This window comes from Longicatena sp. (assembly GCF_982403165.1).
The window spans coordinates 1-13,737 of the sequence record NZ_CEVYEL010000029.1; the positions used below are offsets into that span (position 1 = coordinate 1).

The 13,737-nt window shown below is 37.8% G+C and carries 13 protein-coding genes; 2 read left to right on the forward strand and 11 right to left on the reverse strand.

Going from position 1 to position 13,737, the window contains the following annotated elements; translation table 11 throughout:
• Positions 1-88: 88 nt before the first annotated feature.
• The 5 genes from AC1VS3_RS07680 to priA form a co-directional block, all read right to left on the reverse strand.
• Positions 89-1,420 (reverse strand): TldD/PmbA family protein, encoded by a 1,332-nt coding sequence (locus tag AC1VS3_RS07680; protein WP_481275571.1) that lies wholly within the window; start codon positions 1,418-1,420, stop codon positions 89-91.
• Positions 1,413-2,813, reverse strand: a complete 1,401-nt coding sequence (locus tag AC1VS3_RS07685) for a TldD/PmbA family protein (RefSeq protein WP_017144612.1) — start codon at positions 2,811-2,813, stop codon at positions 1,413-1,415. The genes AC1VS3_RS07680 and AC1VS3_RS07685 overlap by 8 nt, the downstream gene beginning before the upstream one ends.
• 278 nt (positions 2,814-3,091) lie before the next feature.
• Positions 3,092-4,339 carry a 16S rRNA (cytosine(967)-C(5))-methyltransferase RsmB gene (gene rsmB / locus AC1VS3_RS07690; RefSeq protein WP_481275572.1) on the reverse strand — a complete coding sequence of 416 codons (1,248 nt, stop codon included), beginning with the start codon at positions 4,337-4,339 and terminating at the stop codon, positions 3,092-3,094.
• Positions 4,336-5,124 (reverse strand): phosphatase PAP2 family protein, encoded by a 789-nt coding sequence (locus AC1VS3_RS07695; RefSeq protein ID WP_481275573.1) that lies wholly within the window; start codon positions 5,122-5,124, stop codon positions 4,336-4,338. The genes rsmB and AC1VS3_RS07695 overlap by 4 nt, the downstream gene beginning before the upstream one ends.
• A gap of 3 nt (positions 5,125-5,127) precedes the next feature.
• The gene (gene priA / locus AC1VS3_RS07700; protein ID WP_481275574.1) at positions 5,128-7,293 is read right to left on the reverse strand and encodes a replication restart helicase PriA; all 2,166 of its coding nucleotides are present in this window, start codon (positions 7,291-7,293) and stop codon (positions 5,128-5,130) included.
• A gap of 177 nt (positions 7,294-7,470) precedes the next feature.
• Here priA and AC1VS3_RS07705 point away from each other — a divergent pair, with 177 nt between their 5' ends.
• On the forward strand, positions 7,471-7,941 hold the full coding sequence (locus tag AC1VS3_RS07705; RefSeq protein ID WP_262265302.1) for a GNAT family N-acetyltransferase: 471 nt from the start codon (positions 7,471-7,473) through the stop codon (positions 7,939-7,941).
• A gap of 26 nt (positions 7,942-7,967) precedes the next feature.
• Positions 7,968-8,723: a DUF975 family protein gene (locus AC1VS3_RS07710; RefSeq protein WP_481275575.1), complete on the forward strand. Its 756-nt coding sequence runs from the start codon at positions 7,968-7,970 to the stop codon at positions 8,721-8,723.
• A 65-nt stretch (positions 8,724-8,788) separates the two neighbouring features.
• On the opposite strand, the gene AC1VS3_RS07715 is transcribed toward AC1VS3_RS07710, so the two are convergent.
• From AC1VS3_RS07715 to AC1VS3_RS07740, 6 genes are read right to left on the reverse strand one after another with little or no spacing between them, the layout of a single operon-like run.
• Positions 8,789-8,995: a heavy-metal-associated domain-containing protein gene (locus tag AC1VS3_RS07715; protein WP_020991200.1), complete on the reverse strand. Its 207-nt coding sequence runs from the start codon at positions 8,993-8,995 to the stop codon at positions 8,789-8,791.
• A gap of 43 nt (positions 8,996-9,038) precedes the next feature.
• On the reverse strand, positions 9,039-9,326 hold the full coding sequence (locus tag AC1VS3_RS07720; RefSeq protein ID WP_117547221.1) for a DUF1905 domain-containing protein: 288 nt from the start codon (positions 9,324-9,326) through the stop codon (positions 9,039-9,041).
• Positions 9,327-9,365: 39 nt separating this feature from the next.
• Positions 9,366-10,274 carry a sugar phosphate nucleotidyltransferase gene (locus tag AC1VS3_RS07725; protein ID WP_008979620.1) on the reverse strand — a complete coding sequence of 303 codons (909 nt, stop codon included), beginning with the start codon at positions 10,272-10,274 and terminating at the stop codon, positions 9,366-9,368.
• A gap of 56 nt (positions 10,275-10,330) precedes the next feature.
• The gene (locus AC1VS3_RS07730) at positions 10,331-11,911 is read right to left on the reverse strand and encodes an ABC transporter permease subunit (RefSeq protein ID WP_017144611.1); all 1,581 of its coding nucleotides are present in this window, start codon (positions 11,909-11,911) and stop codon (positions 10,331-10,333) included.
• Entirely contained in the window at positions 11,901-12,686 is a 786-nt protein-coding gene (locus AC1VS3_RS07735; RefSeq protein WP_008689211.1) for an ABC transporter ATP-binding protein, read from the reverse strand. The genes AC1VS3_RS07730 and AC1VS3_RS07735 overlap by 11 nt, the downstream gene beginning before the upstream one ends.
• Positions 12,674-13,651 (reverse strand): extracellular solute-binding protein, encoded by a 978-nt coding sequence (locus AC1VS3_RS07740; protein WP_008689213.1) that lies wholly within the window; start codon positions 13,649-13,651, stop codon positions 12,674-12,676. Before AC1VS3_RS07740 ends, AC1VS3_RS07735 begins: the two co-directional genes overlap by 13 nt.
• Positions 13,652-13,737: the final 86 nt, after the last annotated feature.

The following is a 13,737-nucleotide window of genomic DNA, read 5'->3' on the forward strand; positions in this document are numbered from 1 at the left end:
CGCTAAAGCTCTACGGAACCCCCAGACTATCTGGGGGTTTTCTCATACAAAAAAGAGTTTACCTGTTTTGGAAAACTCTTCTCTATGATTATTTACCACTTACAGCAATGGTTTCAAATAAAATACTTGGTGTACCGACACCGCTCATTCCCATCTTGCAGTCGTTGCCAACCATTTTAATATGCTTCATCATATCTAAGAAATTGCCGGATATCGTGAATAGGTTAATTGGTTTCACAATGACACCATCTTCTACATAAAAACCTTCGGATTGTAACGAAAACTCTGTTGATACTGGATTTAATCCAGCATGCAGACCATTCAGATTGGTGACAATAACACCTTTTTTCATCGTTTTAATCATTTCTTCATAGCTTGCTGTACCATTTTCGATATAAAAGTTTGTTGGTGAAATACCAACTGGTCCACCATAGCCACCTTTAAAGCCGTTGCCAGTAGAAGTTGTCTGCATCAATTCTGCTGATTTGCTATTATGCAGATACGTTTTTAATATTCCCTTATCAACGACTGTTTTCGTATAGCATGCTGTACCTTCATCATCAAAGGATGCTGAATTTATGCCATCCTCCATCAAAGGATCATCAATTACACTAATCTTTGCATCAAAGATAGCTTCATTAAGCTTATCTTTCAAAATAGAAATGCCTTTAAAGGCATTTTCGCCATCAAACAAACCTGCTAAAGCACTAAACAATGAGGTCATAGCACTTTTTTCCATCAATAATGGATAATTGCCGCTTTCTATCGTATCCGCATGAAGCTTATTGATGACCTTATCACATAATTTATGCGCAAAAGCAGGTATATCCAAGGCTTCCAGATCTTTTATATACAGCCAATCAAAAGCACTCTTTGTATCTTCGCCGTCCTTTGCCAATACTTCCACATAAACTATGGAACAACTGTCACTGTCACAAAGATTCATACCTTTTGTATTTACAATACTGCGTACTACAACACTTTCTTCATAGGTGGTTGTCATGACTTGTGCAATTCGTGAATCCATTTGTTTTATTGTTTCTTCCAGTTCTTTAAGTTTCTGGATCTTTAAACTGTTTTCTGTTTCTAATAATGTGTTTTTATGCTTTTGTATTGTTGGATAACTTTCTGCTGGTGCTAAGATCATTAATTTATCTTCCGCAGTAATAATAGAAGCATTTTGTTTAATCTGATCTAATACATCGTCTATCTGCGCATCATCTACTTCTTCTAAGAAACAGTTTCCCATTTTCCCCTGATAAATCCCACGCATGGCAATCCCATCACAATCACTGATACTAAAGGAATCTACCTTTTGTTCATAAACATTAATAGAAGTTGAAGTGTGTCGCTGTTCATAGATTTCAAATTGTTCTAATCCGGCTTTTTTTGCCGCATCCATCCATAACTGCTTATTCATTTGCACTTCCTCCTTCCTTACCACCGACAATCATCGCACTTACTCGTAATGGTGGTTGTCCTACATCAGTAGGAATAGAACCGCTGCTTGCCCCACACATACCAGGTGCACGTAATACATTTTTTCCTACCATATCTATTTTCATCAAGACATCAGCACCATTACCAATCAAAGTAGCACCTTTCACCGGTTTACTGATTTTACCGTCTTTGATCAAATAGCCTTCACGTACTGAGAAGTTAAAATCTCCGGTACTTGGATCTACACTTCCTCCACCTAAGGATTTTGCATATAAGCCATAAGAAATACCTGCAATCATATCTTCCAACGTATTATTTCCCTCTGTAATAAAAGTATTTGACATACGGGAAGTTGTTTCATATTTATAAGATTCTCGACGAGAACTGCCGGTACTTTCCATACCCATTCTGCGACCATTGAGTCTATCGATCATATAACTCTTTAAAATACCATTTTCAATTAATACACGGCGCTGTTGGAAGTTTCCTTCATCATCAATGTTTTCAGAACCCCATGCATTTGGTATCGTTCCATCATCGACTGCCGTAACACACTCACTTGCTATTTTCTGTCCTAATTTACCACAGAATACAGACTGACCTTTCGCAACTGCTGCAGCCTCTAAAGCATGCCCGCACGCTTCATGGAAAATAACGCCGCCAAAGCCGTTTTCAATCACGACAGGCATTGTGCCACTAGGACAATCATCTGCATAAAGCATCTGCATTGCTGCTCTAGCTGCTTCTTTCCCTGTTTCTTCCGGAAGTGCTTCTTCATAAAATTCCATGCCCTTGCTAGAACCTGGCGCACAGCTTCCGGTTTCATGCAAATCGCCGTCTTCTGCAATTACGGTAACTCCTAAACGGGTATGCACACGCGTATCTTGAATGTAGCGACCTTCGCTATTGGCAATTGCAACATGCTGTTCTTCATCCATTAAAAATGACATGGCTTTTTGAATATGTGTATCGTATGCCATGGCAGCATCATTAGCACGCTTCAGCAATGCGACTTTCTTTTCCATTGGAAATGTCTTTGGATATAACGTAACCGGATGCGCATTCTCATAGGTTACTTCCTGAAGTTTGACATGTTCAATGACTTGTTGATCATCAATAGCGGCAGATAACTGCTTCGCTGTTTTTATCAAATTTTCTTCACTTAGATCATTGGTATACGCATATACCGATTCTAACCCATGATAGATACGCAAACCAATCCCTCTGCGTATTCCACTGTTAACATCTTCAACCTTTCCATTCAGCATGGAAATAGAATTACGATAATTTTTTTCTTCAAAGATTTCCGCAAAATCGCCTCCGGTTTTCAGAGCCGTTTCCAGAACCTTTTCTAACACTTTTATTTCTAGCATCATGTTCACCTCGTTATTCAGAATTATACTCTGAAACATTTTATTACGCAATGAAAAAGATTCCAAATATAATGTAAAATATCAAGCACTTAACTATCTATGTAACACAAAAAGGTGAAAGATCGGCATGCTCATCTCTCACATTTTATGGTTTTTAAATCCTATTAATTGCGTAATCTATGCCAATTACGTATTATACTCATCTACAAAATCATAAAATAATCTTTTCTATTCTACCCACTTATCTTTGATTCTCATAATCAATCCCTCTATCTTAATTAAGCTTTCTTCTCCATCTTCGCAATATAAAAGCCATCACTGCCAAACTCAAAAGGAAATATCGTTCTCTGTGATACTAAGGTAAACTCCTCATGTTTCTTTAAGAACGTTTCCACCTGTTTCTCATTCTCTTTTTTATTTAAAGTACAGGTAGAATAAACAAGGATACCGCCTTGTTTCACCATTGTGCTTGCTTTTTCTAAAATAGCTGCTTGTAAAGGAATCAATGTATCCATATCCTCACTCTGCATATGATACTTGATATCGCTTTTTCTTGCTAAAACCCCATAGCCGCTGCAAGGTACATCACATAACACACGATCAAAACTAGCTTCCTGTAATCCTTGTAATTTCGTCGCATCCATGACAACAGGATGAATGCTATGCAGCTGTAAACGATCTGCACCTTGTTGAATCAATTCCACACGATGTTCATGAATATCACCACAGATGATTTCTCCTTCATCCTGCATCAATTCCGCCATATGTGTAGACTTTGTCCCCGGTGCTGCACATACATCCAAGATGCGCTCCTTAGGCTGAGGATCTACGCAATAAGCAACCAGTTGACTGGCTTCATCCTGTATGGACAACATACCATCTTCATACCAGGAAGTATGGGCTAAAGAGGTCCCTTGATAATATACAGAAGAAGCTAATTGTCCAACTGTAAATTGATTGTCCTGTGCTAGTAATTCTTCACGACTCATACGCATGAGATTCACTCTGGCGCACTGTTTACGCGTTTCCATATTACTTTCACAGATGGCGCGGCAAGTTTCCTCGCCGTATTGCGCCTTCCACATTTTGATGAGCCAATCTGGATGTGAAGTTTTTATTGCCAACTTTTGTAGCACATCCTTTGGCAATTCTCTTTGCCCTCGCTGCATGACCTTATGTAAAACGGCATTTACTAATGCTCCCTGTTTTTTACCACCATGTTTTTTGGCTATCTCTACAGCTTCATTGATGATGGCATATGCCGGCAGTTTATCCATATAAAACAACTGATATGCGCTCATATCCAATAAGACTGCTGTTTCTTCTTTTGGTAATTTCTGTACCATATCTTCCCATTGATAGCGACATAAGCGATAGTTTTGTAAGGTTCCATATACAATAGTCGTGATGAGTCCTTTATCCTTATGTTCAGCCTTATCTAATTCTTTACGTAAATAAAGGTTACTATAGGTTTTATGGATACAGATCTGACAAAGCGCTGTGTAAGCAAACATTCTAGCATTCATAATACTTCTCTCCTTCGATAATATCTTCGATAAAACAAATACCAGCTATAGGTCATAAGAAAGCCGACAGCAGTATCACTTAAAAAATGAGCACCCATGGCCATACGTGAGATAGGCATGTATATAATTAACATCCAAATGATGATCGTACGCACGATTGATGGTTTTTCATAACGGTTTTTCCGCCACTCTAAGAAACACAGGATGCTAGTAAATCCGCTCGTATGACCACTAGGAAAAGAGCGATTTCCAGTAACACCTTGTGGGAGATACCATTTTATAAAATCCTGTGCATTTGTTAAATCACGATAGCGAATTCTGCCCCAAAAATGCTTTATGATGGTTGTACACGCTGCGGCACTTAACATCACACAAGTAAAAAAGATAAAGAAAGGCAGCCGCTGTTGCAACAAATGTTGATCCATTTGTGATAATAGAAGCAAGATTGTAAAAAGATAGAGAACTGCCAATATAAGAAGAATGCCATATAACCATAGAGCGTCTATGCGCATCCAGTAATGTAAGGCATCCTGTACGACATAAATAGAAGCAATCATAGCACAAAAAAGATATCTATATTTTCGTTTTACGAGATACAACATCGCAAAGGTTACGATGACCATAGATTGCAAAGGAATTAAAATCAATCGTTCAAAGAAAACACCACTATAGGGCAATCGTCCATGCAAAGCATCGGTAATCTGATAATCATAAAAGCTGCCAATAAGCAATAATACAATTGCTATACCATAGGGCAACACTGTTTTTAAAAGTTCTTTTTTCATATTTTACTCCAGTACCACCGGTGATACATCGATATCCAATCGTGTTCTAGCTTTTTTGGTTATATGGTTCTGATAGACATCCCATGCATAATGATTCAATAATGCTTGATCCTTTCCTTTTAAGAGGATCCGCATGCGATATTCGTCACGTAGCTTGTTTAAAGAAGCCGGACCTAAAATCTTGCCGTTTTCTTTCTTTTCTAAAATCTGCATGGCTGCTTTCACATCCTTTTCCACCATTTCTTTTGTTTTATGAGAAAAAACCAAAGACACCAAATAACGATACGGCGGATATCCGGCTAAGTGACGATAACGCATCTCATGCTTAAAAAACATCAGATAATCATGATGAAGGGCACTTTGTATAGCATAGTGTTGCGTATCATATACTTGCAGGATGACTTTTCCTGCTTTATCACCACGTCCACTTCTGCCACTTGCCTGTTCTAATAAATCGTATGTCAATTCTCCGCTGCGATAATCACTTCGATTCAGCATAGCATCGCCATTCACAATGCCAACCAATGTAACATTGTCAAAATCTAATCCTTTTGCAATCATCTGCGTTCCTAAAAGAATATCTGCCTCATGATTCCCAAAGGATTTCAAAATGTCTTCATGGGCATGTTTTTTTCCGGTAGTATCTGCATCCATGCGCAAAATACGAGCCTGTGGGAATTTGATCTGGACAAATTCTTCCAACTTTTGTGTACCTATACCTAAATACCGCCAACTGGCTTTACCACATGTAGGACAATAGGCGGGTACTGACATCGTGTGTCCGCATGTATGACATTTTAGTACCTGTTCTTCTTTATGATACGACATTGCCACATCACAATGGGGACACATTTGAACAAATCCACAGGAAATGCAGCGTAAGATTGGCGTATAACCACGGCGATTTAATAATAAGACAATCTGTTCTTTCTTTTGCAGACGCTCATAAATGGCATCCAATAAGTCATTTGATAGTAAATAGCTTTCTGAATTCCCTACAGCTTTGCGCATTTCTACCAATTGCATTTCAGGGAAACGGGCATTGATGCGTTTTGGCATTTCTACTAGCTGATAAATACCTTTATGAGCTCTGGCATATGTTTCTAAAGACGGTGTTGCACTCGCCAACACGACTTTCGCATGATGATACTTTGCACGCCATACAGCAATATCACGGCAATGATAGCGTGGTGTTGCATCCTGTTTATAACTGGTATCATGCTCTTCATCTAAAATAATCAATCCCAAATGATCAAATGGCATAAAAATAGCACTGCGTGTACCAACGACAATTTGTACTTTATGCTCTTTTACCAATTGATACTGTTCATACTTTTCTTGGGCATTTAATGCGGAATGATAAATAGCTACTGCTTTCCCGAAACGTGCTTTTACCCGTTGTACCATTTGGGGAGTCAATGCAATTTCAGGGACCAACAACACTACCTGTCGTCCTGTTTCTAACACTTTTTTGGCAAGTTGTAAAAAAACCTCGGTTTTCCCACTTCCTGTCACACCATGTAGTAAGGATACGACCTGGGTTGCATGTAAAAGCTTTTGCATAGCCTTTTTTTGATCCGGCTGTAATGTCTTTTCTTCATCCTGCTCACTTTCCAGCAAGCTTGCCTTTGCTTCTTGTTCATAGCTTTCGACAATACCATATGTAATCAATTTTTTACCACAAGATTTAAACATTTGATAAAATGTGCTGCGCCGCATACAGCCATGACGCTCAAGCTGTTCATAAGCAGCCTGTTGTTTTTCCGTTAATTTCTGTGTCGGCTCTTTGCAAATCCGTACCCATGTTTCCATTTTGATCTTGCCATGTGTTGAACTTGGTTTTAATTTTGCCGGCAGCATACATTGAAAACATGCAATACGCGGAGCTATATATGTTTTCCCCATCCAGTCAGCCAAAGCAAACAGTTCTTCATTAATCAATGGTTCTGCATCTATAATCTTTGTAATTTCTTTGATTTCATAAGGATATTTTGCAAGCGTTTGTTCATCTGCTTCTTCTACTTTACTGACAAATCCAATGATACTTGTCTTATGAAAAGGCACTTGAACACGGACACCACGTTTCACATTGGCATCGTAACAACGGTAAGTAAACGTATGGTCTAAATGTAATATTGGATGTTCTACAAATACATGTACAAGCCTCATCAGTTTCGCCTCGCTTTTTTTATGTAGGTATTATATCATGTTTTCTTCTTTCTTTTCTTATCCTTTTACTTATCTTTTACCATTCTTTCCGTTGAAACACTCGACGTTTGCTTTTTCCTATCCCACATGATTACTTATATGCTATAATAACCATACGTAACTGCTAATTCAGATTGCATGGAGATGAGTATATTGATACGATTACAAACGATTAATGAAGCCAATTATGAAAGATGTCTAGCTTTAAAAGCAACTGTCGCAAATACGAATTTTGTTGACACGGTAACATATTCATTGGCAGAAGCATATGTTTTTTATCATGATATGAAACCATTCGCCATTTATGAGGATGATACAATGATTGGCTTTGTTTCTATGTATGTAGGTGAAAAAAACTATCAAATTATTAATTTCTTTATTGATGATGCTTACCAGAAGCAAGGATTTGGTATAAAAGCGGCGAAAGTCTGCATTCATTTCTTACAAAAAGAATATAATGCAGCAAGAGTTTCTTGTCCGGTAGATCTTCATAACAAGGATGCGCAAGCCTTTTGGAAAAAATTAGGCTTTCAATTCTCAGACACGGTAGAAAATGGGTATGTTTTTATGCGGTTTATGATACCCGAAGATAAAAATTCCAGCTTTTAGCTAATATATAGAGAAAGGGTGATGTTATGTTTTCACGAAAAGAATTAAAAGACCGCTGTAAGGCAGTCATGCAGCGCAGCTATTGGAGGATGTTTCTCGTTTCCTTTATCGCCATGTTATTATGTGGCAGAATCAGTGATTCTATTGCCGATCAGGCACATCATGTATCCGATTATAAGGATGGTATCACATTGGGCGTTGGATCTTTGACTTATACTTTCCATGATGCGACGATCTTTGATACCATTTGGCTAAACAACTTTTTGGGCTTTGCATTTTTAATTGTTTTTATTATTGGCATTATAGGTATTCTGTACGGTATCTTTATCGCCAATCCTTTACGTTGCGGTGTCAATCGCTTTTTTCTTCAAAATATACAGGAAGCGCAAAGTATCGCCGTTATCTTTTCAATTTTTTCGGATAATTATCTCAATGTCGTAAAGATTATGCTGTTAAAAAATATCAAAATCTTCTTATGGACCTTGTTATTTGTTATCCCTGGCATCATAAAATCCTATGAATATCAGATGATTCCATATCTGTTGGCAGAAGATCCGTCAATGAGCAGTGAAGAAGCCTTTGCGCGCTCCCGTCATATGACAATGCATCATAAATTCGATATGTTTGTACTTGATCTATCCTTTATCGGTTGGCGTATTCTAGGCAATTTATTGATTATCGGTAATTGGTTTGTCAATCCCTATTATGAAGGCGTATTAGCTGAATTATATCTGGACCTACAGTTACGTAATGGATATGACAGTACTCATGATTTTTATTAAGTATCGATAATTTCCAGCTATTTTAAGACATCCAGATTGAAAAAGGTGCGTGATTTTTCACGCACCTATTTTACTTCATAGCCAACTTCTTCAATGGTTTCATTAATATTTTCTTCTTTAACCTTCGTTTCATCAAAGGTAATGACTGCCTGATTGTTCTTTGCGCTTGCTTCACAGCTCGTCACTCCATCTAGTGCCATAACAGCATTTTGAACACGTGTTTCACAATGTTGGCACATCATACCTTCAATCGTTATTGTTATTGTTTTCATCATCATCACTCCTCATCTATAGTGTAGCACAAGTTCTTATCATTTACTGTTTTTTTGCCTTAGGATCGCGCTCTTGCAATTTCACATGCACAGAATCTGAAGGCTGTTTGTTGATAATTGCACGAATATCTTTGCGTAACCCTAAAATATGACAAGGGGTCTTCATCTTAACTAAACTGCCATCATATGGTACATCATCAAACCATGCATGAACATAAACACGTCCTTTGCCAAATTCTTTTTTCACATCAAAGGGAATCTCGACATACGCTCCATCTATATCTTCCACTTTTTTGATAATGGCATCAAATTCATAGATTTTTTCCTTCATATGTTTCACCTAGTAACAATATGCCACATAAAAACTTTACTATACATTATAGATTGGATCAATTTGTTTCAATTCTTTAAATGTATCTATTTCCACAATATCTTCCTGATGAACCGGTTTTACCATAACCTTATGATGATGCAGACATTCCGCTAAAGCCACCTCATCCCAATATTTTTCTTTACCTCCCGGCATTCTAAATACGGTTTCAATATCCTCAGCCATCGTTTTGCCATCTTCCTTATTCCAATAAGAAATACCGACCATCTGATGACAATCTTTCCCCCCGACACCCAATTTGGTTATATATCCTTTTTTCGTATGAAAACACCAATCATCGGTAACATCTACTTTAATCCCACAGTAATTGGTCGCATATTCATATTTGCGGATAATTTCCGGATTGTATAATAGCAAATCACTTTCCAACACATATGCACCTTCCATCATATCCTTGATCAGATACGCACTGGAGATATTATTGGTCTCATTATACAATGGATTTTCAATAAATTTAATTTTCGGATATTTATGCAGCAAGACATCAAACTGCTCACCTAAATAACCTCGTACGATTGTGATATCCTCAATACCGGCTGCGACGACCGCATCCAATAAGGTTTCAATGATGCGTTTCCCATGAACAAGTACTAATGGTTTTGGTGTATTTAAAGTGATAGGCACCATACGTGAGCCAAAGCCGGCAGCTAAGAAGATAGCTTTTTTCACCCGGTAAGGTTCTAAGGTTTCATAGCCTTTCAATGTCACATCATACACTGAATTGCGAATACTGCGCAGCATTTCACTTTCCAATAGCTCTGCCAGTGTTTTATTAACAACACCCAGTGATACATCCAGCTGTTTTGCCAATGCTCGCTGTGTGATCTTTGTGTTTTGATGACGTTCTATGTAGACAAGTAATTCAAATTGATTTAATGTTAGCGTCATAATTCCGTTTCTCCTTTATGTAATCGTATTATAGCATTTCCCTTTGTTCTTGCAAACTACTTTTCTTTTTGTAAGGAACGTTTTAGTAAATAAATAATCAGCTTCATTACCAAATTCACGCTTAAGATCACAATGGAGATAAAAGCCGTTGCTTCAATGAGTGATTGTGAATCAAATTGTGGGATCAGCAAAGATAATGGCATGTTGCGGAAATTTGCCAAAAAAGACACCGCCGATATGGTAACCATACAATTCACAAAGATATAAGAAAACATTTCAATGATGGTTGCTTGCGTACATGGAATATATACATCTTTTAACATTCGTAGTTTAGAAATCCCCATCGTTGCTGAGATATCTTCCAAATTGCTGTGAAACTGCTGTAAGGAATTATAAGCAAGCAAGTATGGATTGGCGAAAAAGTGTGTAATATTGACGAGTACCAGAATGGAAAGTCCTCCATAAAGTAGGCTTCCTTTATAAAACAGCACATAGCTCAAACCTAAAACCACACCAGGAATGGCCAGTGATATCATGGAAATCAGATGCAGCGCCATATTGGAAAAGCTATGATGGCTGCGGGCGGTAATAAATGCCGTAAAATAGGTTAAGCACACACCAAGGATACTGGTCAATAAGGCAATTGCTAACGCATTTTTAAGATACATACGAACTCCCAGATCAAAAGCCTGTACTACATTATCCAAGGAAAAACTCATATCGGTAGGATATTGTTTAACAAAGGATAAAATGGCGAAGGTGATAATCGGCAAAGAGATAAACACCACCGTGGCAATGCAGATGATATAGGCAATGCGATCACGTTTGCGATTTGGTGTTATGACATAGTTTCTTGTAACCGTAGAACTATTTCCTTTATTATCATTTTTAAAATCAATGATAAAAGCGATAAAGGCCGGTATTAACAGCAATATCCCAATGATGGCCCCTTTTGAAAAATCAAGCAAGCCGATTACTTCTCGATACATATAAACCGGCAATGTCATGGATTTCCCCCCAACAACCAGCGGTACTCCATAATCGGTAAAGATCATGGTAAAAACAGAAAAAATCACACTGATCAAAGGTCCTTTCACATTGGGCAAAGTAATTGTAAGAAACTGTTGTTTCTTACTTAGTCCTAAGACAGTTGCCGCCTCATAGGTCGTATAATCCTCATATTGAAAGGTATCACACAACATGAGGAAAGCAACAGGAAAGGAGTATAAAATAGAACCTAAGATGATGCCATTGTATCCATATAAATAAAACTTCATATGCAAAAGATTACTGATGAGTCCATTATCGCCAAATAATAACACCAAGCCCATGCCATGAGAGATGGAAGGTATAAGCATCGGTAACGTAAATAAAACGGTAAATATGGAACGATACCGAAGATTGGTACGATTCATGAACCAGGCCAAAGCAAAGGCTAGTGAAACAGAAAAGATCGTAGCCAGTGTCGTCGTTATCAAAGAATTAATCAACATCGGCGCGAATTGCGGACTGTGGATGACCTTACTGATATCTTCACCATCAATATGAAAAAACAAAGTGAAAAGTGGCAGTAATACAGAAAAACATAAGAAGATGAGCACCAACAGCTTACCTGCGCGAAAACCTCTATTTTTCATAAACATTCTTCCCTGTGCACACACACAACGATGCCAGCTTACTATCTAAATGAGCAATGACAAAATCTTTGATATAGTCATTAGCCGGATGTTCATAAATATTTCTCGGTGTATCGATTTGTTCAATATTGCCCTCGCTCATGACCATGATGCGATCGGATAAATAAAAAGCCTCTTCCTGTTCATGGGTAATAAAAATCATAGTTGAGTTAAATTTTTTCTGAATATCCTTTAATTCCTTTTTCATAACCTCGCGCATGCTGACATCCAATGCGCTGATAGGCTCATCCAATAATATAATCTTAGGATTTAGGGCAAGCGTTCTGGCAATCGCTACACGCTGTTGCTGCCCACCGGATAATTGAGAAGGACGTTTATCAATCTGATCCAGCATTCCGATTGCCTCTAAGGTGGACAGAGCAATCTTACGACTGTTTTGCTTCAAATCAGCACGCAGTTTTAAGGCATATTCCACATTTTCCAGGACACTCATATTCGGGAATAACGCATAGTTTTGAAAAATGATGCCCATTCCACGTTCACTTGGCTTTAAATGCGAAATATCTTGAGCGTCTAATAAGATTTCACCATCATCTTGTTTCTCCAAACCAATCAGAATACGCAATAAGGTTGTCTTTCCACAGCCACTTGGTCCTAATACACTTAAGAATTCCCCTTCTTTTACAGCAAAGGAGATATGTTTTAAAATATCCTTTCCGTCAAAGTTTTTATATAGATCCTTAACGATGAGTTTTGCATCCTTTAGTACTTCCATACTTCTAACAACCTTTCTTTTTCATGTATATCTTCGATTCCGGTCATATCCGCATAAGGAATATGTTTCGGATAATTGGGTATTGTATTTTTTTGATGCTGCAAGATCTGCTCCGGTGAGAAATGTTCCTTATCATATAATAGAAAATCATTTATGATAAAATCAAATACACGTTGTACATCGGCATCATTGCTGCTATGTTTCATCATGCCAGTGCCAGTCAATGAATATGGAGAACCTTCTTTCGGATAGACAATTTGAAATGGTGAACCTTCATTGATCTGATTTACTGCTTGAAAAGTCAGCCCTAAACCGATTCCAATTTCGCCCTGTATTAATAATTTAATAGGTCCACTGCCACTTTCACTAAATTGCTTCACATTATATTCCAGTTTATCAATATATGCTAAGGCATTCGCTTCCCCCATGGTATTCACCAAATTCTTATAAAAGAAATAGCCGGTACCACTGGATTTCGGATCGGGCATGGCGATAAGATTATAATATTTGCGATCTAACAGCTGTTCATATGTTGTCGGAATAGGAAGATGGTGTTTTTTTAAGACTTCGGTATTGATAATGAAAGCCCCTGCCTGACGTTCCCAGATTACATAGCGATTATCAAATTTATCCGGTTGTAATTCACGCAGATAAGATAATTTGCTATAACCTTTGATATCCGCTAATTCCTCTTTGATTTTTTCCATATAGCTGGATTCCAATCCTACGATGATATCTGCATCACTTTGATCCTTTTCCACATAGATTTTTGCTGCGGCTTTGGCGGTTGGCACATACATCACCATGGCATGCAGATCAGGAAATTGTTCATTCAATTGTTTTTGCAATTCTTCCCCACGAAATTGTTCCATGGAAGAATAAATAATGATGGTTTCTCTTTCCTGACGAATGCTCAGCAACAGAATTGCCGTTATTAAAAACAATGCCACGATTGCCTTCCTCATCTTTCCACATCCTCCCTTTGTTCAAGTTATATTCATTTTAGCATACAAAATGAACAAATCAACCTTTTAATTCTTAATTTTACTTC